At 71.7% G+C, this 23,879-nt stretch carries 20 protein-coding genes and 1 pseudogene; 13 read left to right on the top strand and 8 right to left on the bottom strand.

The genetic code is table 11. From position 1 onward, the window contains the following. The first annotated feature begins 25 nt into the window (after positions 1 to 25). Genes ACLJQM_RS31420 through ACLJQM_RS31410 form a run of 3 tightly spaced genes read left to right on the top strand, consistent with a single transcriptional unit; the run spans position 26 to position 3,211 of the window. On the top strand, positions 26 to 514 hold the full coding sequence (locus tag ACLJQM_RS31420) for a SigE family RNA polymerase sigma factor (protein ID WP_410633964.1): 489 nt from the start codon (positions 26 to 28) through the stop codon (positions 512 to 514). Continuing rightward, positions 511 to 1,491 (top strand): hypothetical protein, encoded by a 981-nt coding sequence (locus tag ACLJQM_RS31415; protein ID WP_360774543.1) that lies wholly within the window; start codon positions 511 to 513, stop codon positions 1,489 to 1,491. Before ACLJQM_RS31420 ends, ACLJQM_RS31415 begins: the two co-directional genes overlap by 4 nt. Positions 1,492 to 1,540: 49 nt before the next feature. After that, on the top strand, positions 1,541 to 3,211 hold the full coding sequence (locus ACLJQM_RS31410; RefSeq protein ID WP_410633962.1) for a cation:proton antiporter: 1,671 nt from the start codon (positions 1,541 to 1,543) through the stop codon (positions 3,209 to 3,211). A 7-nt stretch (positions 3,212 to 3,218) separates the two neighbouring features. Here ACLJQM_RS31410 and ACLJQM_RS31405 read toward each other — a convergent pair whose 3' ends face one another. Further along, entirely contained in the window at positions 3,219 to 4,643 is a 1,425-nt protein-coding gene (locus tag ACLJQM_RS31405) for a short-chain fatty acyl-CoA regulator family protein (protein WP_360774538.1), read from the bottom strand. Between the two features lie 228 nt (positions 4,644 to 4,871). Here ACLJQM_RS31405 and aceA point away from each other — a divergent pair, with 228 nt between their 5' ends. Both aceA and aceB read left to right on the top strand, forming a co-directional pair. Next, positions 4,872 to 6,152 (top strand): isocitrate lyase, encoded by a 1,281-nt coding sequence (aceA, locus tag ACLJQM_RS31400; RefSeq protein ID WP_247013608.1) that lies wholly within the window; start codon positions 4,872 to 4,874, stop codon positions 6,150 to 6,152. A gap of 93 nt (positions 6,153 to 6,245) precedes the next feature. Further along, positions 6,246 to 7,853: a malate synthase A gene (gene aceB, locus ACLJQM_RS31395; RefSeq protein ID WP_410633961.1), complete on the top strand. Its 1,608-nt coding sequence runs from the start codon at positions 6,246 to 6,248 to the stop codon at positions 7,851 to 7,853. Here aceB and ACLJQM_RS31390 read toward each other — a convergent pair. Further along, the gene (locus ACLJQM_RS31390) at positions 7,823 to 11,536 is read right to left on the bottom strand and encodes a S8 family serine peptidase (RefSeq protein ID WP_410633960.1); all 3,714 of its coding nucleotides are present in this window, start codon (positions 11,534 to 11,536) and stop codon (positions 7,823 to 7,825) included. The genes aceB and ACLJQM_RS31390 overlap by 31 nt on opposite strands. 141 nt (positions 11,537 to 11,677) lie before the next feature. On the opposite strand from ACLJQM_RS31390, the gene ACLJQM_RS31385 reads away from it, so the two are divergent. Together ACLJQM_RS31385 and ACLJQM_RS31380 are read left to right on the top strand one after the other, a co-directional pair. Then, positions 11,678 to 12,169, top strand: coding sequence for a SigE family RNA polymerase sigma factor (locus tag ACLJQM_RS31385; protein ID WP_410633958.1), 492 nt, complete (start codon positions 11,678 to 11,680; stop codon positions 12,167 to 12,169). A gap of 10 nt (positions 12,170 to 12,179) precedes the next feature. Then, entirely contained in the window at positions 12,180 to 13,040 is an 861-nt protein-coding gene (locus tag ACLJQM_RS31380; protein ID WP_410633957.1) for a hypothetical protein, read from the top strand. Here the strand turns inward: ACLJQM_RS31380 and ACLJQM_RS31375 are convergent. Beyond that, positions 13,031 to 13,564, bottom strand: coding sequence for a TetR/AcrR family transcriptional regulator (locus ACLJQM_RS31375; RefSeq protein ID WP_410633956.1), 534 nt, complete (start codon positions 13,562 to 13,564; stop codon positions 13,031 to 13,033). The two genes, ACLJQM_RS31380 and ACLJQM_RS31375, sit on opposite strands and share 10 nt — an antisense overlap. Before the next feature lie 90 nt (positions 13,565 to 13,654). On the opposite strand from ACLJQM_RS31375, the gene ACLJQM_RS31370 reads away from it, so the two are divergent. From ACLJQM_RS31370 to ACLJQM_RS31355, 4 genes and pseudogenes are all read left to right on the top strand, one after another. Further along, positions 13,655 to 14,113 carry a nuclear transport factor 2 family protein gene (locus ACLJQM_RS31370; protein ID WP_410633954.1) on the top strand — a complete coding sequence of 153 codons (459 nt, stop codon included), beginning with the start codon at positions 13,655 to 13,657 and terminating at the stop codon, positions 14,111 to 14,113. A 56-nt stretch (positions 14,114 to 14,169) separates the two neighbouring features. Then, positions 14,170 to 14,511 (top strand): annotated as a pseudogene (locus ACLJQM_RS31365) (class I SAM-dependent methyltransferase); the annotation flags it as partial. A 292-nt stretch (positions 14,512 to 14,803) separates the two neighbouring features. Continuing rightward, a complete protein-coding gene (locus tag ACLJQM_RS31360) occupies positions 14,804 to 14,950 on the top strand; it encodes a hypothetical protein (protein ID WP_410634082.1) in 147 nt (48 codons plus the stop codon). A 117-nt stretch (positions 14,951 to 15,067) separates the two neighbouring features. Then, positions 15,068 to 15,196 carry a hypothetical protein gene (locus ACLJQM_RS31355; RefSeq protein ID WP_281506188.1) on the top strand — a complete coding sequence of 43 codons (129 nt, stop codon included), beginning with the start codon at positions 15,068 to 15,070 and terminating at the stop codon, positions 15,194 to 15,196. A gap of 12 nt (positions 15,197 to 15,208) precedes the next feature. On the opposite strand, the gene ACLJQM_RS31350 is transcribed toward ACLJQM_RS31355, so the two are convergent. Next, complete coding sequence (locus tag ACLJQM_RS31350) at positions 15,209 to 16,486, bottom strand: glycosyltransferase family 4 protein (RefSeq protein WP_247013591.1); 1,278 nt, start codon at positions 16,484 to 16,486, stop codon at positions 15,209 to 15,211. A 111-nt stretch (positions 16,487 to 16,597) separates the two neighbouring features. On the opposite strand from ACLJQM_RS31350, the gene ACLJQM_RS31345 reads away from it, so the two are divergent. Then, positions 16,598 to 18,361 (top strand): glycoside hydrolase family 2 protein, encoded by a 1,764-nt coding sequence (locus ACLJQM_RS31345; RefSeq protein ID WP_410633953.1) that lies wholly within the window; start codon positions 16,598 to 16,600, stop codon positions 18,359 to 18,361. A gap of 82 nt (positions 18,362 to 18,443) precedes the next feature. On the opposite strand, the gene ACLJQM_RS31340 is transcribed toward ACLJQM_RS31345, so the two are convergent. Then, entirely contained in the window at positions 18,444 to 19,559 is a 1,116-nt protein-coding gene (locus ACLJQM_RS31340) for an ROK family protein (RefSeq protein WP_410633952.1), read from the bottom strand. Positions 19,560 to 19,645: 86 nt separating this feature from the next. Between ACLJQM_RS31340 and ACLJQM_RS31335 the strand changes: the two genes are divergently transcribed. After that, positions 19,646 to 20,875 (top strand): YbiU family protein, encoded by a 1,230-nt coding sequence (locus ACLJQM_RS31335; protein ID WP_410633951.1) that lies wholly within the window; start codon positions 19,646 to 19,648, stop codon positions 20,873 to 20,875. A gap of 191 nt (positions 20,876 to 21,066) precedes the next feature. On the opposite strand, the gene ACLJQM_RS31330 is transcribed toward ACLJQM_RS31335, so the two are convergent. From ACLJQM_RS31330 to ACLJQM_RS31320, 3 genes are read right to left on the bottom strand one after another with little or no spacing between them, the layout of a single operon-like run. After that, complete coding sequence (locus tag ACLJQM_RS31330; protein WP_247013582.1) at positions 21,067 to 21,555, bottom strand: glutathione peroxidase; 489 nt, start codon at positions 21,553 to 21,555, stop codon at positions 21,067 to 21,069. A gap of 9 nt (positions 21,556 to 21,564) precedes the next feature. Then, complete coding sequence (locus ACLJQM_RS31325) at positions 21,565 to 23,070, bottom strand: 1,4-alpha-glucan branching protein domain-containing protein (protein ID WP_410633950.1); 1,506 nt, start codon at positions 23,068 to 23,070, stop codon at positions 21,565 to 21,567. Further along, positions 23,067 to 23,840: a methyltransferase domain-containing protein gene (locus tag ACLJQM_RS31320; protein ID WP_410633949.1), complete on the bottom strand. Its 774-nt coding sequence runs from the start codon at positions 23,838 to 23,840 to the stop codon at positions 23,067 to 23,069. The genes ACLJQM_RS31325 and ACLJQM_RS31320 overlap by 4 nt, the downstream gene beginning before the upstream one ends. Positions 23,841 to 23,879 lie beyond the last annotated feature (39 nt).

Genomic DNA, 23,879 nt, shown 5'->3' with positions numbered 1-23,879 from the left:
GTGACGAACAGGATGGGGGACGCCGGTGGACGACTTCACCGAGTACGTGACCGCTCGCGCGGGCTGGCTGCGCAAGGTCGCGTACCTGCTCTGCGGCGACTGGCACCGGGCCGACGACCTGGTCCAGTCGGCGATCACGCGGCTCTACGCGAACTGGGCACGGGCGTCCCGTGCGGACAACCTCGACGGTTACGCGCGCCGCACGCTGGTCAACACGTTCCTCGCCGAACAGCGGACGTCGTGGTGGCGGCGGGTGGACCTGCGCGGCACCGAGCACGAGCGGTCCGAGCCCGGCGAGGACGTCGACGCGGCGCTCGACCTGCGGGCCGCACTCGCCCGGCTGCCCGCCCGGCAGCGCGCGACCGTCGTCCTCCGCTACTTCAGCGACCTGCCGGTCTCGGAGACCGCGCAAGCGCTGGGCTGCTCCGAAGGAACCGTCAAGAGCCAGACGTCGAAGGCCGTGGAAACGCTTCGCGAGCTGCTGGGCACACCGATCCGGGAGGGACGGGCATGACCGACCACGAGCTGGCCACCAAGCTGAAGGAACTCGCCGACGTGCCCGCCCCGCCGCTCCGGCTCGACATCGACGGCGCGCGCCGGGAGGGGGGACGTCGTCGTCGCCTGCGGACCACCGCGCTGGTCGTGGGCTGCGCCGCCGTGGTGACGGCCGGCGGGCTGACGGCGGTGTCGGTGTTGCGGCCCCAGCCCGCTCCCGCGCCGCCCGCTGTCCAGCCCCAGCCTCAGCCCGTCGCGCCCGCGCCCACCGACAACCCGCTGGTGGCGAAGGCGAGTTTCGGCTGGCTCCCGGAGGAGGTCACGGGCGTCGAGTACGCCGCCGGCGGACACGGCGACACCGCGCTGGCCATCGGCCGCGGTGAGCTGCCCCCGATGCTGTGGCTCACGGTCTCGGACCGGGAACCGGCCCCGCCGCGCGATCTGAGCGGCGAGCCGAAGAAGGTCCCGCAGCGCGTGGGCGACCGCGACGGCCACTGGGTGACGGCCGACGCGACCGACCCGCTCAACCACGGCGACAGCTACCTGCGCTGGCCGACCGCCGACGGCCGCTGGGCCCAGCTGCACACCTACTACCTCGCGCGGCCCGACCTGCAGCAAGCGCTGCTGCGGGTCGCCGAAGGAGCGACGTTCGCGAACCGGGGAGTGCCGCTGCCGCTGCGCATCACGAGCCTGCCGCCGTCGTTCCACCTGTCCGACGCCTACACGTCGCGGCGGCCGGACCAGGACGGCGTCCCCTGGAAGCTGGTGCTGCAGTACTCCGCGAACGGGGCGCTGGTGACGATCAACGTCGCCCCGCCGGGGTCCACCGGCAAGGACGGCCTCGGCGTGCCCCGGTGCGTGAAGAAGAACGGGCTGGAGGCGTGCGTCGGGATCGACAAGGAGAAGGCCGCGGGCGTGACGGCGCAGGAGCTCCTGAGCCGGATCACCCTGCTGGGTCCCGACGAAAAGGCGTGGACCCCGCACGTGCTCGGCTGACCGGCCGGTCCCGAGTGGACGGTGGGCGGCGATCTGCGAGGGTTGTGGCGTGACGGAACTGCTCGTCGTGCTCGTGACCGGCTTCCTCGTGATCGCCGCGGCCACCGTCGTCGGCCCGCGCCTGGGGGTCGCCGCCCCGCTCGTGCTGGTCGTGCTCGGCGTCGCCGCGAGCCTGCTGCCGATGTTCGCTTCGGCGCACATCGAGCCCGAGTGGATCCTCGAAGGCGTCCTGCCACCGCTGCTCTACTCGGCCGCGGTGTCGATGCCCGCGATGAACTTCCGGCGCGAGTTCGGCGCGATCAGCGGGCTTTCGGTGCTGCTCGTCGTGGGCAGCTCGCTGGTGCTCGGCCTGTTCTTCGCGCTGGTCCTGCCCGGGCTCGGGTTCGCGTGGGGCGTCGCGCTCGGCGCGATCATCAGCCCTACCGACGCCGTCGCGACGGCGATCGTGAAGCAGACCTCGCCGTCCCAGCGCGTCGTGGCGCTGCTCGACGGCGAGAGCCTCCTCAACGACGCGACCGCGCTGGTCGTGCTGCGGACGGCGATCGTCGCGACGGCCGCGTCCTTCTCCTTCTGGGGCGCGCTCGGCACCTTCGCCTACTCGGTCGCCGTCGCGGCCGTCCTCGGCTGGGCCGTGGGACGGCTCAACCTGCTGATCCGCCGCCGGGTGACCGACTCGACCGTCAACACGGTCATCTCGTTCGCGGTGCCGTTCGTCGCCTCCGTGCCCGCCACGCTGCTCGGGGCGTCCGGACTGGTGGCGGCCGTGGTCGCGGGGCTCGTGACGGGCATCCGCGCGCCGCGGGAGCTGTCGCCGCGCAACCGCCTCTCCGACGCGCAGAACTGGCGGACGGTCGAGCTCGTCCTCGAGGGCGCGGTCTTCCTGACGATGGGCCTGCAGATCAAGGCCATCGTGTCGAACGTCCAGCACGACCACGGCGGAGTCGGGACGGCCGTGGTCATCGCGGCCGTCGCGCTCGCGGTGACGGTGCTGGTGCGTGCCCTCTACGTCGCCCCGCTGCTCAGGTACCTCATCGCGCGCGTCCGCCACGGCGAGCGCATGCAGGCCCGGCTGCGGGACATGTCGGAGCGGATGGGTACGCCCGAAGGCAAGCAGCGGGCGTTCGAAGCGGCCAACTCGCGCGGGCGCAAGGTGTCGGAGCGGGACCTCGACCGCTTTTCGGCCAGGGTCACCCGGGGGCTGGCCACCATCGACTACTTCCTGCGCGAGCCGCTCGGCTGGCGCGAGGGCGTCGTCGTCGTGTGGGCGGGCATGCGCGGCGCGGTGACGGTGGCCGCGGCGCAGACCCTGCCCGAAGACACCCCGCAGCGCTCTGAGCTCGTGCTCATCGCGTTCACCGTGGCGATCCTGTCGCTGCTGCTGCAGGGCAGCACGATCGGCCCGTTGCTGCGCCGGCTCTCCCCGAAAACCGATCCGGAGCAGGCCGCGAAGCAGGCGGAAGCCGAGCGAACCCAGATCTTCGAGCTGCTGCGTTCGAGCGTGGACGAGATCCCGAAGCCGTCGGAACGCGAAGGCGATCCGGTCCAAGCGGACTTCGACGCCGCGATGCGCTACCAGCTGACCGTCCTGGACAAGCAGCGCACCGCTCTGCTCGACGCCCGCGACAACGGCACGTTCGACGCCGACGTCCTCGCGAACGCGCTGGTCAACCTCGACGCGTCGCAGATCGCCCTGGAGATGCGCGGCAAGCCGACCGGCTGAGCGGGGATCAGCCCTTCGGCACCGCCGGGTAGGGGACGAACGTGCTGGTGTTCTCGTCGACGGTCAGCTGCTTGCCGATCGTCGGGAACGCGCGCTGCGAGCACGCCGGGCGTTCGCAGACTTTGCAGCCCATCCCGATCGGCGTCGCCGCGGCGGGTTCGTCCAGGTCCAGGCCGGTCGAGTAGACGAGCCGGCCCGCGTGCCGCAGTTCGCAGCCCAGGCCCACGGTGAACGTCTTGCCGGGGCTGCCGTAGCCGCCGATGTTGCGCGAGATCGTGCGCGCGATCCAGAAGTAGCTCTTGCCGTCGGGCAACGTCGCGATCTGCGTGAGGATCTTGCCCGGCTGGGTGAACGCCTCGTAGATGTTCCACAGCGGGCACGCGCCGCCGACGCGGGAGAAGTGGAACCCGGCCGCGGACTGCCGCTTCGACATGTTCCCGGCCCGGTCCACCCGCACGAACGAGAACGGCACACCACGCTGCTTCGGCCGTTGCAGGGTGGACAGCCGGTGGCACACGGTCTCGAAGCCGACGCCGAAGTGGTCGCACAGCCGCTCGATGTCGTAGCGGAACCGTTCCGCCGTCGCCAGGAACGGTCCATAAGGGAGGATCAGCGCCCCCGCGAAGTAGTTCGCCAGGCCGACGCGCGCGAGCGAGCGGGCGGCCGGGCCGGAGAACGCCCACGAGTCGGCCAGCTCGGTGATCAGGTCGTCGTACTCGAGCAGCGCGATCTGCGAAGCCATGCGAAACGCCTGCTGCCCGACGCGCAGGCTCGGCGCCAGCCGCAGCACCCGCGTCACCGGCTCGTAGCGGTGCTGCTGACCGGCGGATTCGTCGATGCCGTCGCTGGTCACCTCGACGCCGTAGCGCTGCCAAAGCCGTTCCTTCAGCGCGCCCAGCACCTGGCCGCGCTGCAGCGGGATCTCCGCGGCCATCTTCTCCGCGCGGTCGTCCAGCTCGGCGACGTAGTTTTCGCGCTCGTAGAAGAAGTCGCGGACCTCCTCGTGCGGCAGCGGCGCGGCGGCGCTGCCGTGCAGGCCCAGGCCGTTTTCCGTGGTCAGCGCGGCGGTGCTCTCGACGGCGTTGCGGTAGCTGCGGTGCAGCTTGACCAGCGCCTGCGCGATCGCCGGCAGGTTCGTGGCCAGGTCGTTGAGCTCGCCGGTGGTGACGTCGACGCCGAGCACCTCGTCGAGCAGCGCTTCCTTGACGTCGGCGACCAGCCGGGACGTGTCGTTGTTGGCGAAGAACTCGGTGTCGACGCCGAACGCCTGCGTGATCCGCAGCAGCACGGGGACGGTCAGCGGCCGCGAGTTGTGCTCGATCTGGTTGAGGTAGCTCGGTGAGATCTCCAGCACACGAGCGAGGTCCGCCTGGCTCATCGAGCGGCTTTCGCGGAGGTGCCGCAACCGCGCGCCGGCGAAAGTCTTCTCCATTCGAGCCCTCCTTCCCGGAAGGTTTCCGGCCCTGAACGGTTACGTGAACGGTCAAGAACGCGGATTTTCGATCAGTTGCGAACCGGGCGATTCGCAACCTTTGCAAAGAGCGTACGTACCCTTCGCACAAATTGGCAACTTGGCCAACTGGACCGCGTTTTCCCTGGCGTGCGAGGGTCGTTCCAGGCAAGGCGAGCAATCGCAAACTTCGCAACACCGGGAGTACCGATGACGGAACAGGCCAAGCAGGCGGCCGCGGAGCTGGCGGCGCAGTGGGCGAACGACCCCCGCTGGGCGGGCGTGCAGCGCTCCTACTCGGCTGAGGACGTCGTCAAGCTGCGCGGCAGCGTGGTCGAGGAGCACACCCTGGCGCGCCGCGGCGCGGAGAAGCTGTGGGACCTGCTGCACACCGAGGACTACGTCCACGCGCTCGGCGCCCTGACCGGCAACCAGGCCGTCCAGCAGGTCCGCGCGGGCCTGCAGGCCATCTACCTGTCCGGCTGGCAGGTCGCGGCCGACGCCAACCTCTCCGGCCAGACCTACCCCGACCAGAGCCTCTACCCGGCCAACTCCGTGCCGGCCGTGGTCCGCCGCATCAACAACGCGCTGGGCCGCGCCGACCAGATCAACTGGGCCGAGGGCAACACCGACATCGACTGGTACGCCCCCATTGTCGCCGACGCCGAGGCCGGCTTCGGTGGCCCGCTCAACGCGTTCGAGCTGATGAAGGGCATGATCGCGGCCGGCGCCGCGGGTGTGCACTGGGAAGACCAGCTCGCGTCCGAGAAGAAGTGCGGCCACCTCGGCGGCAAGGTCCTCATCCCGACCAAGCAGCACGAGCGCACGCTGAACGCCGCCCGCCTCGCCGCGGACGTCCTGAACGTGCCGTCGCTGATCGTCGCCCGCACCGACGCGCAGGCCGCGACGCTGCTGACCAGCGACGTCGACGAGCGCGACCAGCAGTTCCTCACCGGCGGCCGCACCGCCGAGGGCTTCTACGAGGTCACCAACGGCATCGACCCCTGCATCGAGCGCGGCCTGGCCTACGCCCAGTACGCCGACCTGCTCTGGATGGAGACCTCGGAGCCGGACCTCGAGGTGGCGCGCAAGTACGCCGAGGCCATCAAGGCGAAGTTCCCGGACCAGATGCTGGCCTACAACTGCTCGCCGTCGTTCAACTGGAAGAAGCACCTGGACGACGCGACGATCGCGAAGTTCCAGCGCGAGCTCGGCCACATGGGCTACAAGTTCCAGTTCATCACGCTGGCCGGCTTCCACGCGCTGAACTACTCGATGTTCGACCTGGCGCACGGCTACGCCCGCGAGGGCATGACCGCCTACGTCGACCTGCAGGAGCGCGAGTTCGCTTCGGAGAGCCGCGGCTACACCGCCACCAAGCACCAGCGCGAGGTCGGCACCGGCTACTTCGACAACGTCGCGACGGCGCTGAACCCGGAGAGCTCGACCACCGCGCTCAAGGGCTCGACCGAAGAAGCGCAGTTCCACTGATCCCGGTCGCGGCCTGACGACGGCACCCCCCTCCGCCGTCAGGCCGCGTCCCTCCCCTTCTTCCCTTCCCTGCACAGCTCGTGGAGGCACCCCATGGTTGATCGGCTGAACTACCGCATCGAGGTCACCGGGCCGGTCGAGGGCCGGTTCGCGGAGATCCTGACCCCGGCGGCACTCGACTTCCTGGCCAAGCTGGACAACACGTTCGCCGGTCGCCGGCGCGAGCTGCTCGACGCCCGCCGCGTGCGGCGCGAGGAACTGCAGTCCGGCGAGAAGCCGCTCGGCTTCCTGCCGGAGACCCGCGGGATCCGCGAGGACGAGTCGTGGCAGGTCGCCCCGACGGCGCCGGGCCTGGAGGACCGCCGCGTCGAGATCACCGGGCCGACCGACCGCAAGATGACGGTCAACGCGCTGAACTCCGGGGCGAAGGTGTGGCTCGCGGACTTCGAGGACGCGACGTCGCCGACGTGGCACAACGTCATCGACGGTCAGCTCAACCTCTTCGACGCGATCCGCCGCAACATCGACTTCACCACCGAGGCCGGCAAGCACTACACCATCGGCGACGACCCGGCGACGATCGTCGCGCGGCCCCGCGGCTGGCACCTGGTGGAGAAGCACATCCGCATCGACGGCCGCCCGGTTTCGGCGAGCCTGGTCGACTTCGGCCTTTACTTCTTCCACAACGCGCGCCAGCTGCTCGCCCGCGGCGCCGGCCCGTACTTCTACCTGCCGAAGCTGGAGAACCACCTCGAAGCGCGGCTGTGGAACGACGTCTTCCTGATGGCGCAGCGCGAGCTGGGCGTCCCGCGCGGCACCATCCGCGCCACCGTGCTGATCGAGACGATCACCGCCGCGTTCGAGATGGACGAGATCCTCTACGAGCTGCGCGAGCACGCGGCGGGCCTGAACGCCGGCCGCTGGGACTACATCTTCAGCATGATCAAGAACTTCGCCGCGCACGGCGCCGACTTCGTGCTGCCGGACCGCGCGCAGGTCACCATGACCGTGCCGTTCATGCGGGCCTACACGGAGCTGCTGGTGCGCACCTGCCACAAGCGCGGCGCGCACGCCATCGGCGGCATGGCCGCGTTCATCCCGAGCAAGGACCCGGAGGTCAACGCGACCGCCGCCGAGAAGGTCCGCGCCGACAAGGAACGCGAGGCGGGCGACGGGTTCGACGGCTCGTGGGTCGCGCACCCCGGCCTGGTCCCGATCTGCCGCGAGGTCTTCGACGCCGTGCTCGGCGGCTGGCCGAACCAGCTCGGCAAGCTGCGCGAGGACGTCCACGTCACCGCCGAGGACCTGCTCGACGTGGCCAGCGCCGGCGGCGAGGTCACCGAAGCGGGCGTGCGCGCGAACATCAACGTGGCGCTGCGGTACGTCGACGCGTGGCTGCGCGGCACCGGCGCCGCCGCGATCCACAACCTGATGGAGGACGCGGCCACCGCGGAGATCGCGCGCTGCCAGGTCTGGCAGTGGATCCGCAACGGCACGAAGCTCGAGGACGGCACCGCGCTGACCCGCGAGCTGGCGGTCGAATTCCTGGACGACGAACTCGCGTCGGTGCGCGCCGAGCTGGGTGCGGGCAACCGACTCGCCGACGCGTACGAGATCTTCACCGAAACCGCGCTGGGCGAGAAGCTGCCGAGCTTCCTCACCACGGGTGCCTACGCGCGGTACCTCACGGACGCCCGGTAGCAGGGGCCCCGCCCGCCCCTACCTGACGAGGGGCGGGTGGATTCCACACTGTTGGGATGGTGTGGTCGAACTGGTCCGGCGACGGTGGCTCCCCGTCGCCGGACCAGTTCATTTTCAGCCCACCGCGTACGCCCGGACCACCGTCTGCCGCACGGTGTTCCCGCGGTCGTCGGCCGCGCTCGCCCGCAGCGAGACGAACCCGCTCGCCGGGTTCCGGACCACGACCGTCCAGTGGTCGCCGGTCTTGACGGCCGGAGCGGGCTGCCAGCTGCGTCCGTCGTCGGTGGACGTCTCGACGGCCAGTTTCGTCCCGCTGCCACCGCCTGCCGCTCGACGAAGGCCGGGAACGTGACGACAAGGTCGGCCGGCGCGCTGTTGCGCAGGTCGACCGCCGGTGCGAACCGGGCCGTCAGCAGGGGCAGCGCCTGACCGTCCGCGGCGGCCGAGGAACGGAACCCCCACTCCGCGGAGACGTCCGTCCACAGTGGCCACCAGTCGGTGTGCCGGTGCGCCTCGGCGGTGAGCCGGTACGCGCCGCCGGTGTCCGGCACCGGGATCCGCGCCAGTGTCGGTTCTCCCGACGGCTCCACCGGAATCGCGACGCCGTCCTTCGCGAGGGTCACCGAACCCGTGTCGCCGGCCACGGATTCGGGCTTGCGCGGGCGGCCGGCGGCGTCGCCGAACAGTGGCAGCCACACGTCGAAAACGCCGTCCTTGCGCCACGCCCACGGCCGTGGCTGCTCACCCGGGTGCGTCACGGTCAGCCCGCGCAGCGACGGCCCGGCGGCCGCTTCGTTCCAGCTCAGCCGGTACTTGCGTCCCGCGGCCAGGTCGAGCTGTTCGCCCAGCTCACCGCGGAAGCCGCCCGTCCACAGCGAATCCCACTTGCCGGGGGAGTAGTACTCGACGCGTTCCTGTTGCGCGGCAACGGGTTGGGTGTAGCCGTAGCCGACCATGCGGCCGAAGAACTCGCGCCCGGCGACGTACCGGACCTCGCCGGGGTCGTTGTCGTGGTAGGCGGTGCGCACTTCGGCGAGGTCGCGGGTCTTCGGCCGCTGCACGCGCGGAGCCGTCACCTGCCCCTCGACGCCGTCGCCCAGTTCGTAGCGGAAGCGCGGGAACGGACGGCTGACGACCGTCGCCGAGGCGTGGCCGGTCTTCGCCAGCTCCGCGAACCGCTGCGCGGTGACGTTCTGCCCGCCCCAGACGACCGGCAGGTGCAGCGTGGGCAGCCCGCCGCCGAGAATCGTGGTCCCGGCCGCGCCGCCGTCGAGCGTGACCAAGCCGAGCTTCGCGCCGGCGTTCTCGACGTTCACCAGCCGCTGGTACGCCTCGTCGATCCGGATGCCGGGCGGCAGCCGGACGACCACGAGCTTGCCGCGCGCGTCGATCCCGGCCAGGTCCCCGGGTGTGCCCGCGCCGCCGGACACCACCGGGAGCGTGCTGGTCCCGGCCAGGGCGGCCGAATTCAGCCAGCTGCCGCGGACGGCGAACGGCTGCCCGTCGTCCGCGGTCAGTTCCAGGTCCGGCTCGGTGGCGCGGCGTTCCTGGCTGAAGGCGAAGGTCGCCGACGACGTACCCGGGACGGTCGCGGCGAACGCCTCCTGGAACCGCGGGTCGAGGTCGAAGCCGTCGGCGAACACGCACGAGCAGCTCGTGATCCGGCTCAGCCGTTCGACGCTCTGCGTGCCCCCGCGCGCGGCCGGGTTGTCCGGTTCCAGTGACACCGGCTTGCCGTCCCGCGCGTCCAGGGTCTGCGTGACGGCGTGGTCCAGGACCAGTTCGGGCTGGCTGATGAAGCTGTACGAAGGTTCCTGCCCCGGCCGGGGCGTCTCGATGACGCCGTTGACGACGTAGCGGCCGCGCGGCAGCCGGAAGGTGCCCGGCTCGCCGTTGGTGAGCGCGCCCGTGTCCAGGTCGAGGATCGACAACGGCGGGTAGCCCGTCGGCGCCCACGGCCGGCCGTCGCGGTCGACGAGGCCGATGGTCAGGTCGTAGAACTCGTCTTCTTGCCGCATCGACAACGCGGTCCGCGTGGTGACGCCGTCGCCGCTGGCCGTCAGAATGCCGGATCGGGTGCCCGGGTGGCCGTCCTGCGCGGTGAAGGTCAGCTCGACAGGGGTGCCGCCACCGGCGGGAACGGTGACACTCGGCGGAAAGCCCACGCCTTCGACGGACGCCGCGAGCGTCAGCGTGACCGGCGTGGCGCTGGAGTTGTACCAGGTGACGGTGGCTTTTTTGGTCGTCCCGTGGTTCGGCCACGGGAGGTAGGCTGACGCGCTGCCGGTGGCGGTCACCGCGGTGGCCGTCGCGCGGGCGACGTCGACGCGGCCGGTGCCGACCGCGGCCGGCCCGGCGTCGACCGGGGCCGCGGTGCTGGTGAGGGCCGCTTTGAGCCGGTCCGCGCGCCAGTCGGGGTGCTGCTGGGCGAGGACCGCGGCCGAGCCCGCGACGTGCGGCGTCGCCATCGATGTCCCGCTCAGCTCCTGGTAGCCGCCACCGGGCCAGGCCGCGGTGATCGACTCACCGGGCGCCGCGACGTCCGGCTTCGCGGCGCCGTCACCGACCCGCGGGCCCCGGCTGGAGAACGGGCTGAAGATGTCCTTTTTGGACACACTGGCGACGGCGAGCGCCGTGTCGGCCGCGGCCGGGCTCGCCACGGCTTCGTCCGCGCCGAAGTTGCCCGCGGCGACGACGAAGAGCGTGCCGTACTGCCGGGTCAGGGTGTTCACGGCTTCGGACACCGGATCGGTCCCGTCGGACGGGTCGCCACCGAGGCTCATGTTCACGACGCGGGCGTGCGCTTCGGTCACCGCCCACTGCATGCCGGCCAGGACCGTGGCGAGCGTGCCGTCGCCGGAGTCGTCGAGGACCTTGCCGACGGCCAGCGACGCGTCGGGCGCCACGCCCTTGTACTTCCCGCCGGAAGCCGCGCCGGAGCCGGCGATCGTCGACGCGACGTGCGTGCCGTGCCCTTGGCCGTCCTCGAAGCTGCCTTTGCCGGTGAAGTCCTTGCCCAGCGCGACCCGGCCGGCCAGGTCCGGGTGCGCGGCGGCGATGCCGGTGTCGAGCACCGCGACCGGCACGCCGCGGCCGGTCAGGCCCGCCTGCCACGCCGCGGGCGCGCCGATCTGCGGCACGCTCTGGTCGAGGCTCGCGCGCACCTTCGCGTTCAGCCACACCTTCGCGCCGCCCGCGGCGAGCGTGGCGGGTTCGGTGGCGAGCCGGTTCCAGAACGCCGCGGCGCCGGACTTCGGCTCGTCGAGCGCGGTGTAGCCGAGTGCGGAAGCGTGGGCGGCGACGCCGGCCAGCGCCGGCCCCGCCTGGCGGACCAGCAGCGGCACGTGCGGGGTGTGCGCGTCGTCGTAGCCCTGGCGCAGCAGGCCGGTGACGTTGAACAGCTGCTCGTCGAGCCGTCCGGCGCGCACCAGCTCGGCGGCGTCGCCGGGCAGGACGTACTGGTCGCCGTGGCGGACGTACTGGCGGAACGGCACCGGCCGGTCGCGGCGGGCCGGCAGCACGCGGACGTCCGCGCCTCCGGCCAGCACCTGGTCGCCGGTGACCAGCGTGATCTTCGTCGGCGCAACGGGTGGACCGCCGGTCGGGGCGGCTGCCGCGGCGGGTGCGGTCAGCACGCCCGCGCCCAGTGCCACCGCGACGAGCGCGATGATCGGTTTCCTCATGGGATCGTTCCTCACTGTCGGGGTCCTCGGCTCGTGGAACGGCCCCGGCGCGCCCGCGGGTTGCCCGGATTTCGATCCCGGAGCAACCCGGGAGGCCGCGCACCCCGTTCCACCGGGTGTGGGGGCGACGAGGAGGAATCGGTGAAACGGTCCGAAGAAGCGGGGTACCGCGACTACGTGACGGCGCGGATGGAGGTCATGCGCCGCACGGCCTACCTGCTGTGCCGGGACTGGCACCTCGCCGACGACCTGGTGTCGATCACGATCGGCAAGCTGTACCGGCACTGGCCGCGGGCCCGCCACGTCGAGCACCTCGACGCGTACGTTCGCCGCATCCTCGTGCGGACGTGGCTGGACGAGAAGGCCAGGCCGTGGCGGCGCGAGGAACCGGCGGACACGCTGCCGGAGCCGGCGGTGCTGCCGACCGACGACGTCGTCGAGCGGCTCGGCCTGCTGGAACTGCTCGACGCGCTGCCGCCGCGGCGCCGGGCCGCGGTCGTGCTGCGGTACTACTGCGACCTTTCCGTCGAGGAGACCGCCGAGGTCCTCGACTGTTCACCCGGAACCGTGAAGAGCCAGACCGCGCGCGGGCTCGACTCGCTGCGCGCGCTCGTCGCCGCGAGCCAGAGCTGAAGGAGGCGCCATGAGCAAGGACCAGTTCGACGCGGCGATCGGCGTCGTGCCACCGTCCACAGTGGACGTCGAGGCGGTGCTGGACCGCGAACGCCGCCGGGCGCGGGTGCGCCGCGTGGTGAACCCGTGGACCGCCGCGGGGGCGGGGGTGACGGCGATCGCGGCCGGGGTGGCGGTGGCGTTCGTGCCCGGGGATCCCGCGCCGGTGCTCGTACCGCCGGCGGCGAGCAAGCCGCCGTCGGAAGATCCCTGCGCGGTGCTGCCGTACCCGCCGCAGACCGGCGCGCCGATCCCGGAGACGTCGGCGGCTGCGTCGAGCCGGCTCACGGCCGTGCTGACCGCCGCCGCCCAACAGCGGCTGGCCGCGGGCACCACGCTCAGCACCCACGACGGCAGCGACTTCCCGAAGGGGGTCGAGCACGGGCCGCTGGCCTTCTACCACGTGTTTTCGGCGCCGGTGCCCCACGAAAGCACCTGCAGCGGCGGCGAGGACTACTTCACTTCGACGGCCACGACGGCGAAGGGGAATCGCAAGGGCAACCTGCTGGCGATCGTCACCCGGCTGGGCGGCAACGCGACGCCCACCACCCAGTGCGGTCCGCCGCCCGAGCGCACCGAGGGCTCGTGCCAACGGCGGATCGGGCCGCACGGCGAAACGATCGTCGAGATCACGTTCACCCTGCGCGGCGGCGGGCCGACGGTGAACGAATCGAACGTCACCAAGCCCGACGGCACCGGCATCATCCTCGAGGCGGAGAACGTCGCCGGCGACGCCAAGCGGGGTGGTGCGCCCGACATGCCGTCGCCGCCGCTGAGCATCGCCCAGCTGACGGAGATCGCGCTCGACCCGGGGCTGACGCTCTACCCCTGAGCGGCCAGCAGCACCTTCGCGGCTTCGCGGGCCGTGTTCGCCTCGCCCGGGTCACCGGTGATCGCGGCGAGCACGGTCGCGCCCTCGACCAGCGCGAACAGCTGGTCGGCGAGCTTCTGGCCGGAAACGAGACCACGCAGGTACGCGCGGACTTCGTCCTTGTGCAGGCGGATCGCGGCGGCGATGCCCGGCGCCGGTTCGCCGAACTCGCCGAAGGAGTTGATGAACGCGCAGCCGCGGAAGCCGGGTTCGGCGAACCAGTTCGCGAGCCAGCCGAAGACGGCGAGGGGATCGTCGCCGCGGGCGTGGACGAATTCGCGCAACGACTTCCGCCAGCGCTCGTCCCGGCGTCGCAGGTAGGCCTCGACCAGGTCGTTCTTCGCCGGGAAGCACTGGTAGAGCCGCTTGAGCGAGACGCCGGAGCGCTCGCGGACGGCGTCCATCCCGACCGCTTGCACGCCGTGCGCGTAGAAGAGGTCTTCGGCGGCTTCGAGCAGCCGGTCGGTCGCTTCCGTGGAATTCATGGCACCTGCCCCTGGCGTGGAGAATGAGCGTTCTCTAGGGTAGCGGACGTAGTGGAGAACGCACGTTCTCCGCGTCCGGAAGGAGCTGCCATGACCTCGCGACCCCCGTTCCCGCCCTTCGACGAATACACCGCCCGGCAGAAGGTCCAGGCCGCCGAAGACGCGTGGAACACCCGCGACCCGGAGAAGGTCTCGCTCGCCTACACCGAGGACTCGGTCTGGCGAAATCGCGACCAGCACGTCGTCGGGCGCGCCCGGATCGTCGAGTTCCTGACCGCGAAGTGGGAGCGCGAGCTGGAGTACGCGCTGCGCAAGGAGCTGTGGGGCTTCCGCGGCAATCGCATCGGCGTCCGGTTCCAGTACGAATCGCGGAACGCCGAGGGCCGGTGGTTCCGCAGCTACGGCAACGAGCTGTGGGAGTTCAGCGACGAGGGCCTGATGCGACGGCGCGAGGCGAGCATCAACGACGTCCCGATCGCGGCGGCGGACCGCCGCATCTTCGGTCCTCGTCCGGAGTCCGAGCACGGCCTCCTGCTGCCGGTGTTCTGAGTCCGCCTCGAGCGGAACGGGCCCCGTCCGCCCAGCGCCGGGGGCATGGTCGAAAAATGACGACACCGGCGTTCGGCGGCGAAGTGAGCGAGTTCTACCAGCGGTTCCGCCGCGGCTACCCGCCCGAAGCGGCGGACGAGCCGGCCGCGGCGTTCACGCTGACCCGCGACGACGTCGTCCTCGACCTCGGCTGCGGCACCGGCCGGCTCACCCGGGTCCTGGCCGCCCGGACGGGCGCGGTGCTCGGCATGGACCCGGAGCCGGCGATGCTCGCGCAGGCCCGGCAGGCGACGTCGGCGCCGAACGTCGGCTGGCTGCTCGGCGCGGACACCGACGTCAGCGCGTTGTCGCCGTTTTTCGGCCACGGCCGCCTGGCCGCGGTGACGGTCGCCCAGGCCCTGCACTGGATGGACCACGAACGGCTGTTTTCGGCCGTCCGCCCGCTGCTGCGCCCCGGCGACGGGATCGCGGTGGTGACCAACGGCGAGCCGCTGTGGCTCCAGGACACCGCGTGGTCGGCCGCCCTCCGGGACGTCGTTTCGGCGTATCTGGGGACCCCGTTGCGCAGCACGTGCGGCACCGACACGGCGAGCCAGGAGCGGTACGCGGCCGCGCTCTCGGCCGCCGGATATGCCGTCGACCAGCGGGTTGTCGAATACGCGACGACGCTGACCGTCGAGGAAATCGTCGGTGGCGTTTTTTTCGGCCATGAGCCCCGGCCGGCTGCCGGCCCTCGACGCGCGACCGGCGTTCACCGACCGCGTCCGGGCGGCGGTGGCCCCGCACGGCCCGCTCCGCGAGGCGGTCCGGGTGCGGCTCCTCACCGGAACCCGGTGAACGGTCACTCATGGCGAATGCGTAGGCACCCCTACTGTTCCGCTTATTGTTTCGCCGGGGAGCGGCGCGGATGCTCGCTGCGAGGCGCCCGTCGCGCCGTCACCCCGAGGAGTCCCCATGACCAGCAAGTGGAGAACGGCCGTCGCCGTCCTCTTCGTCGTGTTGTCGTTTTCGTCCGGCGCCGTGGTGATCACGGCCGCCCCGTCCACGGCGCGGCCCGACTGCGTCCGGCCCTGCCGCTTCTGAGCCGTCCGCTACCTACAGTTCCGGGATCCCGGCCGCGACCGGCTCGAACGCGTTGCCGGTGGCGATCTTCGGCCGCGGCAGCTCCACCGGTTCGGCCGGCTTCGCCCGCCGGTAGACGTCGGCGGTCGCCTCGGCGATCCGGCCCCAGTCGAAGTCCGCGGCCAGCCGCGACTGCGCTGCCTTCGCCCGCTTCGCCGCAGCCGGCGCGTCGCTGAGCACCGCCGTCACGGCAGTGGTCAATTCCGCGACATCGCCGGGGCTGAACGCGAGCCCGGTCTCCCCGTGCACGACGACCTCGCCGAGCCCCCCGGCGGTCGACGCCACGAGCGGCGCCTTCGCGGCCGCGGCCTCCAATGCGACGATCCCGAACGGCTCGTATCGGCTCGGCAGCACGACGGCATCGGCGGCGGCCAGCGCCGCCCGCAGATCGCGGTCGGAGAGGTGCCCGACGAAGTCGACCGCCCGCCGCACCCGCAGCTTCCGCGACTGTTCGACCAGCTCGTCGAAGTGTCGTCCTTTTCCGGCCACGACCACGCGGGTGCCCGGGTGGCGCCGCCGGATGCGGGGGAGCGCGGCGAGCAGGTCCTGCACGCCCTTCTCCCACTCGAGTCGTCCGAAATAGAGCAACAGCGGCGCCCCGGCCGGGCTGTAGACCTCCCGCGCCCGGGCGATCTCCTTCGCCGGCACCTGCCAGCCGCGCTCCTCGATGCCGTTGTGGATCACCGTGACGTCGGCGGCCTCGACCTCGAAGAGGTAGGAGACCTCGCGGCGCATGGCCTGCGAGCAGGTGATCAGCGCGTCGGCGCGGTTCGCCAGCCACCACTCGACGGAGTGCACCTGCTGGTTCAGCGGGTGCGAAAGCCAGCCCGAGTGCCGGCCGGCCTCGGTCGCGTGGATCGTGCCGACAAGCGGCACCCGCGCGGCCTCGGCGATCGCGATCGCCGGGTGCGCGACCAGCCAGTCGTGCGCGTGGACGACATCGGGCTGCCAGGTCCGCAGCAGGTCCTGCGCGGCGCGGATCATGGCGTGCCCCATGGCCAGCGTCCAGGCGACGAGGTCCCGCTCGAACGTCACGTGCATCGGGTCTTCGGCGACCCGCACGATCCGCACGCCTTCGACGACGCGGTCGGTGCGCGGGTGCGTCCCGGCATCGGTGCCGGCGGCGTGCCGGCAGAGCACGACGACCTCGTGGCCCTGGCGCACCAGGTGGGTGGCGAGCGCGTGCACGTGCCGGGCCAGGCCTCCGATGGCCACTGGCGGGTACTCCCACGACAGCATCAGCACACGCATGCGCAGAGGTTACTCGCGAGTCAGAACGCCCGGCGCGCCCGTGCTGGCGAAGTGTTCACATGTGATCCCGATCACTGGCGAGCCCGCCGAACTCTGCCACCATCGGCCGGGATGACTTCTCCCGAGGACCCCGGCTGGCGCCGGCTCGACCCGCCCCTGCCGACCCCGTGGAGCGGCGAGGTCGCTCCGGACCACGCGCTGCCCGAGTACCCGCGGCCCCAGCTGACCCGGCCCCGCTGGCTGAACCTCAACGGCGTCTGGGAGTACGCGGGCTGGCCTTCGTCGCCGGACGAACCACGGCCGTCGGGTTATGCGGAGCGGATCCTGGTGCCGTTCCCGCCGGAGTCGGCGTTGTCCGGAATCGGACGACGCGACGAAGTCCTCTGGTACCGCCGGCTCTTCGAGGTCCCGCTCGACTGGACAGGTTCGCGGGTCCTCCTGCACTTCGGCGCGGTCGACCAGACGGCGAAGGTGTGGGTCAACAACCAGCTCGTCGCAACGCACAAAGGCGGCTACACGGCGTTCAGCGCGGACATCACCGACGTCCTGCGCGCGTCGGGCCCGCAGGAGCTGACTGTGCGCGCTGAAGATCGCACCGACATCGAGCCCTTCCCGGTCGGCAAACAGCGCAACACCCCCGGCGGCATCTGCTACACGGCGTCGTCCGGAATCTGGCAAACGGTCTGGCTGGAGCCGGTCCCCACGCACCGCGTCGACCGGCTCGACCTGACCCCGGATCTGACCGGAGTGACGGTGTTCCCCCAGGTCACCGGCGGCGCCGAGGTCGTTGTCGTTCTTTCGGCAAACGGCACGGAGGTGGCACGCGCATCAGGCCCGGCCGGGACATCGGTCCGCGTGGACGTCGCCTCACCGCGCCTCTGGACCCCCGACGACCCGCACCTCTACGACCTGCGCGTCGAGCTCCAGGACCGGCACGGCGCCCTCCTCGACGAGGTCGGCGGCTACGCGGGCCTGCGGACGATCGGCCTGGTCCCGGACGGGCAAGGCCGCCCGCGGATCGCCCTCAACGGCCGTGTCACTTTTTTGCACGGACCGCTCGACCAGGGCTATTGGCCGGACGGCATCTCCACCGCGCCCACCGACGAAGCCCTCTGCTTCGACCTCGAGAAGACGAAGGAACTGGGCTTCAACTTCGTCCGCAAGCACGTCAAGGTGGAGCCGGCCCGCTGGTACTTCTGGGCCGACACGCTGGGCTTGGTCGTCTGGCAGGACATGCCGTCCTTGACGGTGTCCTTCGACGGCCCACCCGGGATCGCGCCTGACCCGGTCCCATCGGCGCGCGAGCGGTTCGAAGCCGAATTGATCAAAATGATCACCCAGCTGAAGGCGGTCCCGTCGATCGTCGGCTGGGTGCCCTTCAACGAGGGCTGGGGCGAGTTCGACACGGCCCGTGTCGCGGAACTGGTCAAATCCCTCGACCCGACCCGGCTGGTGATCGCGAACAGCGGCGTCAACTGCTGCTTCTCCCGCCCTGACACCGGCGCGGGTGAGGTCTACGACGACCACACGTACGTCGGCCCGGGCGCTCCCGCGGTCCAAGACGCCCGCGCGATCGTAGACGGTGAGTACGGCGGCCTCGGCCTGGTCCTCGACGACCACCGCTGGCCGGGCCCACCGAACGCGTACGAAATGACGCCGACGCGCGAGCGGCTCACCGAGCGCTACGCAGAAGTGAGCGCGGCCCTCGAGCGCGTGGTGGCGGAGCGCGGGCTGTCCGGTGCCGTGTACACCCAGACGACCGATGTCGAGAACGAGGTCAACGGCCTCCTGACCTACGACCGCCGGGTGGTGAAGATGGACCCGGCCGTGGTCGCGAAGTGCGCGAGGGCGGTGATCGAGACTGGCTCGGCCTGAGCCACGCCGGACCCTGGTCGATTTTCGACGACGTCGCTGACCAGCGCTTTCATCCCGGTGTCGACCCCGCCCGGGCCCGTGGTCAACTTTCGGCAACCGCCCGGAGCAGCCCGTCGCGCCCGTGGTCGAGCGCCGACAAGAGCGCCCCGCGCAGCGCCGCCGAGTCGGTCACCTCGCCGGCTTCGACCCGGACCGGGCCGGGCGTCATCGAACTGACCGTTCGCCGGATTTCGGCAACGAGGTCCGCCCGGCTCCCGGCCGGCCCGCCCAGCAGCACGAGGTCCGGGTCGACGATGGTGCAGATCGCGGCCACGGCCCGCCCGAGCGTCGCGCCGAGCAGCCGCAGCCGTCCCGCGGCGACGGCGTCCCCGGCGGCCCGGTCGAGCGTGGTCAAAATTTCGCCGACGTCCAGCGAAGGCGCATCCGGCCGGCCGAACCCCTGGTCAGCGAGCGCGGAAGCCAACGTCGACCCCGAGCTGTCCAAGTACCCGATCTCACCTGCCAGCCCGTGCGCGCCCCGGACGAGCTGGTCGCCGACGTAGAGACTCACGCCGAGCCCGGCACCGACGTAGACGTAAACGAAGCTCGTGACCTCCCGCGCGGCGCCCTCCCGACGTTCCGCAAGGGCCGAAAAGTTGACGTCGTTGTCGAGCAGCACGTCGGCCCCGACCTCCCCGGCCCGGAGCCTGCCCTCGGGGAACGGCGACCCCGGCAGCGCGACCACCTCGTGCGTGACCGGGTCCACCGGGTTGGCCACCGAGACCGCGGTCGCCCGCACCGGCCCGGTTCCCGCGGCGCTCGCCGTGGCGACGGCCGCGCGGACGGCATCGGTGATCGGCTGTCCGTCCGGCGCGTGCCGCTCGGTGGCCAGGACGGCCCCGGTCAGATCGGTCGTCACCGTGCGGACGCCCTGCTGGTTCACCTCCGCTGCGACGACGCGCCCGGCGTCTGCGGCCAGCTCGTAGAACGTGGCGATCCGGCCGCGGCGGCCGGTCTGGTCGGTGCCGGTGGCCCGCAGCGCGCCCGCCGTCTCCAGCCGCCGGACCGACTCGGAGATCGTCGGCTTCGAGATCCCGGTGGCTGCGGCGAGCTCGGCGCGCGTGGTCCGGCCGTGGACGAAGACCTGGTCGAGCACCGCGCGGTCGGTCATGGCCCGCAGCATCGCCAGGCGCGGGAGCGGCCGGTCGGGGTCGGACATCGCACCTCTTGTGGCGGGGAAGGAACTGGGGTTACCGTAGCCGGGACATTCTAGTAAGGAGTCCTAACTTAAAGCGGAGGACGTCGATGACCACCACCGAACTGCCCGCGAACATGGCCGAGGCCGTCACCCGGACCAAGCAGGAGCTGCGCGCCCGGATCGGCGACGTCGCCGGCGAGTTCGCCGGGGTCCGGGACTGGGTGCGGCGGGAGGTGGACGCCGTCGCCGCCGATCCGGACGCCTTCCCCGTGGTCCGTTTTCGCGACATCGCCGACGGAACCGTGCCGCAGCGGACGTCCGACGCGATCCGGCGCCGCGGCTGCGCCGTCGTCAAGGGCACCTTCGCGCGCGAAACGGCCGAAACCTGGGACGCCGAGCTCGCCGCCTACCTCGCGGACAACGACTTCGGTGGCACCTACCAGGGTCCGGCCGACGACGTCTTCGCCGGCCTCGCCTCCGGTCAGCCGCAGATCTACCCCGTCTACTGGTCGAAGCCCCAGATCCAGGCGCGCCAGCACGAGCACATGGTCGCCGTCCGGCGGTTCCTCAACTCCTTCTGGCGGCACGAGTCCGAGGGCCGCGTCTGGTTCGACCCGGATCGCGACACGGCCTACCCCGACCGCATCCGCCGCCGCGCACCCGGCTCGGCGTCGCTCGGCCTGTCCGCCCACACCGACTCCGGCTCGGTCGAACGCTGGCTGCTGCCCGCCTACCAGCAGGTCTTCCGCCACGTCTTCGACGGAGACTGGCGCGCGTACGACCCGTGGGACGGCGCCCACCGCACCGAAGTCGACGAGTACCCGTCCACGGTGATGTGCTCGGCCTTCCGCACCTTCCAGGGCTGGACCGCGTTGTCGGAAATGCGCCAAGGCGACGGCGTGCTGCACGTGGTGCCGATCCCGTCGGCGATCGCGTACGTCCTGCTCCGCGCACTCCAGGACGACATCCCCGACGACGACCTCTGCGGCGCGGCCAACGGCCAGGCGCTGCCCGTCAACGACAAGTACCACGACGACCTGCTGCCGGCGTTGACGTCGATCCCCGACGTCGAGCCGGGCGACACGGTCTGGTGGCACGGCGACGTCGTCCACGCGGTCGCCGACGGCACCAATCCGGACCGTTGGGGAAACGTCATGTACATCCCCGCGAGCCCGCATTGCGCGAAGAACGCCGCGTACGCGGAAAAATGCGGCCGCGCGTTCCTGACCGGCGCGAGCCCGGGCGATTTCGCCCCCGAAGACTACGAAAAGAACTGGACCGGCCGGGCCACGATCGACGACCTCAGCGCCGTCGGACGCGACCAGCTCGGGCTGTGAACGGGAGCCGCGCCGGCGCGGAGGCCATCGCCCCGGCGCGGCGGGCCTGCTACAGGTGCAACCAGAGCCCCAGCACGTGGATGTGCCCGTGGTGATGGTGGTGGCCGCCGCACCGCAGCAGGCACTGGCGGGCCTGACCCGATCCGGTGAATCTCGGCGACGGCGGGGGACCGGCGTCCCCCGCCGTGGTGTCAGGCCGGGAGCGCCGCTTCGATGGCCTTGACGACCGTCTCGTCCTCGGGCTCGGTGCGCGGCCGGAACCGCGCCAGGACCTCGCCGTCGGCGCCGACGAGGAACTTCTCGAAGTTCCACTGGACGTCGCCCGCGGCACCCTCGGCGTCGGCGGTCTTGGTCAGTTCCGCGTACAGCGGGTGCTGCCCGTCGCCGTTGACGTCGATCTTCTCGAACAGCGGGAACGTGACGCCGTAGGTCGTCGAGCAGAACGTCTGGATCTCGTCCGCGCTGCCCGGCTCCTGCCCGGCGAACTGGTTGCACGGAAAACCGACCACGGAAAAGCCCTGGCCGCCGAAGCGTTCCTGCAGCCGCTCGAGGCCGGAGTACTGCGGGGTCAGGCCGCACTTCGACGCGACGTTGACCACGAGCAGCGCCTTGCCGGCCAGGGAGCCCAGCGAGCTGTCCTGCCCGTCGAGGGTCTTGACCGGAATTTCGTGGATTCCCATGGATTCCTTTCAGTCGTGCTTCAGCGTCCGGGCGTCGAGGTGCCCGAACGGTCCGTCGTCGGCGCGGTAGGCGGCCGCGAGTTCCGCGGCCCGCGCGCGGTCACCGCGGCGCAGCAGCCCGGCCAGCGCGTCGAAGCGCTCGGTGTGCACCGCCGCGCGGCGCCGGGCGTAGTCCGCGGCGGAGTCCTTGGTGACCATGAACGCCCAGTCGCTTTCCAGCGCCAGCATCGCCTCGGCGACAGCTTGGTCGGCGACGGTGTCCCGGGCCGTCGTCCCCAAATCGGCCACGAGGTCGAGCAGCCGCCGCTGCAGCGCCGCGTTCGCCTCGACCATGTCCTTGACCTGCTCGCCGTCCCAGACGCGCCAGTCCTTGCCCGAGCCCCACGACGACACCGGCAGGTCGATCGGCTCGCCGACGTGGCCGGCCTCGATCGCTCCCTTCAGCGTCGTCACCCGGACGCCGGCCTCGGGCAGCGCCCGCAGCACGCCTTCCAGCCACGCCGGTCCCTCGTGCCACCAGTGCCCGAACAGCTCCGTGTCGTACGCGGCGACCACGAGCGCTTCACGCCCGTGCTGCTTCTTCAGCGAACGCAGCCGCGCCACGACGGTTTCGACGAAGTCCTTGACGTGCTGCTGCAGGACGTCCGCGGCGAGCGCGGGGTCGTACGGCGCCTTGTCCTGCGGCTCGACCGTCTTGCCGGTGACCCGCGCCGCCTTCAGCCCGACCTCGTGCTGCCAGGTGTGGAAGTCGCGGTACGCGGCGTGTCCGGGGTAGCCGGCCTTCGGCGACCAGACGCGGTAGGTGACTTCGAGGTCTCGTCCGAAACTGACCACGTCGCTCGTGCCGACCGGGCGCGCGGCCCAGGTCTCGCCGCGCAGCGACGGGCCGTCGACCATGAACCGCCGGACGCCGGCGGCGGCGTAGTCGTTTTCCATCCCGGGCGCGTAGCCGCACTCCGGCGCCCAGATCCCCTCCGGTCGCGCCCCGAGCCGCAGCGCCGTGTCGTCGAGCCCGGCGTTCAGCGCGAACTCGCGCACCCGCGGGTCGAGCAGCGGCTGGAACGGGTGGGCCAGCGGGCCCCCGAGCAGCTCGATGGTCGAGTTTTCGACCAAGGACCGCAGGATGGGGGAGAAGCCGTGCCGCCAGCGCGTGCCCAGCTCCTCGGCGGCGCGGACCGCCGTCCGGTGCTCGGCCGCCGCGAGCTCGCGCAGCAGCGGGTCGCCGCCCCACAACGTCGCCGCGTGCTGGGCGCGCAGCTGCCAGTGGCCGAGCCAGTCGTGGAACGCGCGGATGCTGTACGGGTCGTCGAGCTGCGCGGCGAGCACCGGCGTCACGCCCAGCGTCAGCACGTCCCGGCGCCCTTCGGCGGCGAAGCGCTCGAGCAGGTCGACCATCGGCAGGTACGAATGCGCCCACGCCTGGTACAGCCATTCCTCGCCGACCGGCCAGGTCCCGTGGTGCGGCAGCCACGGCAGGTGGCTGTGCACGACGAGGCAGAAAGTTCCTTCGCTCATCGGCGCACCGCCACGGCGATCAGGTCGAGGCTCGCGTCGAGGTCGTCCCCGTGGACGTCGAACCCGGACGCTTCGATCGCGGCGACGTCGGCGAGCAGCGCCGCCGGCCAGACGGCCTGGCCGGGCAGCTCGCCCATGACCACGTCGAGCTGGGCGTCGATGATCGAACCGCCGTAGCGCTCGTCGAGCGCGCGCACGGCCTCGCCGTGGTGCAGCCCGTGCAGCGTCTCGACGTCGAAACCGGCGTCTTCGAGCAGTCCGGCGAGCTCCGACGGCGCCAGCTCGCGGGTGTGGAACGGGTTCAGCGGCGTGTCGCTGTCCGGCGTGAACGTCAGCCGGTTCGGCGTCGTGACCAGCAGTTTGCCGTTTTCCGGCAACACCCGCCGGCACTCGGCGAGGAACCCCGCCTGGTCCCACAGGTGCTCGATGACCTGGAAGTTGGCCACGACGTCGACCGCGCCGTCCCGCACCGGCAGGAACGCCAGATTCGCCCGCGCGACGGCGAGCTCGGGGTAGCGGCGGGCGACGTGCTCGGTGGTCGGGACGTCGTAGTCGAGCGCGAGCACCCGGCGGGCTTCGGTCGCGAGGAGACTGGCGCCGTAGCCCTCACCGCAGCCGGCTTCGAGCACCGTCGCGTCCGCGCAGTGGGGGAGCAGGGCGGCGTACGCGGCTTCGTGGCGCCGGAACCAGTAATTTTCCTCGGCGATGCCGGGGACGGTCCGTTCCCCGGTCAGGTGCAGCGCCTCGGACCGGGTGGCTGGGGTGGTCACCTGCGCGACCATAGCTGGTGTCACGTCCGGCCCGGCCGG

It is taken from the genome of Amycolatopsis sp. cmx-4-83, assembly GCF_046548815.1.
GTDB lineage: Bacteria > Actinomycetota > Actinomycetes > Mycobacteriales > Pseudonocardiaceae > Amycolatopsis > Amycolatopsis pretoriensis_A.
The sequence above is the reverse complement of the archived record's forward strand: the minus strand, read 5'-3'. Positions and strand labels throughout refer to the sequence as shown.

What these genes read in the sequence shown, in the direction of transcription:
- ACLJQM_RS31415 (WP_360774543.1), top strand. Translation starts at nt 511, where the DNA reads ATGACCGACCACGAGCTGGCCACCAAGCTGAAGGAACTCGCCGACGTG.
- ACLJQM_RS31345 (WP_410633953.1), top strand. Translation starts at nt 16,598, where the DNA reads ATGACTTCTCCCGAGGACCCCGGCTGGCGCCGGCTCGACCCGCCCCTG.
- ACLJQM_RS31375 (WP_410633956.1), bottom strand. Translation starts at nt 13,564, where the DNA reads ATGAATTCCACGGAAGCGACCGACCGGCTGCTCGAAGCCGCCGAAGAC.
- ACLJQM_RS31350 (WP_247013591.1), bottom strand. Translation starts at nt 16,486, where the DNA reads ATGCGTGTGCTGATGCTGTCGTGGGAGTACCCGCCAGTGGCCATCGGA.
- ACLJQM_RS31340 (WP_410633952.1), bottom strand. Translation starts at nt 19,559, where the DNA reads ATGTCCGACCCCGACCGGCCGCTCCCGCGCCTGGCGATGCTGCGGGCC.
- ACLJQM_RS31370 (WP_410633954.1), top strand. Translation starts at nt 13,655, where the DNA reads ATGACCTCGCGACCCCCGTTCCCGCCCTTCGACGAATACACCGCCCGG.
- ACLJQM_RS31390 (WP_410633960.1), bottom strand. Translation starts at nt 11,536, where the DNA reads ATGAGGAAACCGATCATCGCGCTCGTCGCGGTGGCACTGGGCGCGGGC.
- ACLJQM_RS31325 (WP_410633950.1), bottom strand. Translation starts at nt 23,070, where the DNA reads ATGAGCGAAGGAACTTTCTGCCTCGTCGTGCACAGCCACCTGCCGTGG.
- aceB (WP_410633961.1), top strand. Translation starts at nt 6,246, where the DNA reads ATGGTTGATCGGCTGAACTACCGCATCGAGGTCACCGGGCCGGTCGAG.
- ACLJQM_RS31330 (WP_247013582.1), bottom strand. Translation starts at nt 21,555, where the DNA reads ATGGGAATCCACGAAATTCCGGTCAAGACCCTCGACGGGCAGGACAGC.
- ACLJQM_RS31380 (WP_410633957.1), top strand. Translation starts at nt 12,180, where the DNA reads ATGAGCAAGGACCAGTTCGACGCGGCGATCGGCGTCGTGCCACCGTCC.
- ACLJQM_RS31405 (WP_360774538.1), bottom strand. Translation starts at nt 4,643, where the DNA reads ATGGAGAAGACTTTCGCCGGCGCGCGGTTGCGGCACCTCCGCGAAAGC.
- ACLJQM_RS31355 (WP_281506188.1), top strand. Translation starts at nt 15,068, where the DNA reads ATGACCAGCAAGTGGAGAACGGCCGTCGCCGTCCTCTTCGTCGTGTTG.
- ACLJQM_RS31335 (WP_410633951.1), top strand. Translation starts at nt 19,646, where the DNA reads ATGACCACCACCGAACTGCCCGCGAACATGGCCGAGGCCGTCACCCGG.
- aceA (WP_247013608.1), top strand. Translation starts at nt 4,872, where the DNA reads ATGACGGAACAGGCCAAGCAGGCGGCCGCGGAGCTGGCGGCGCAGTGG.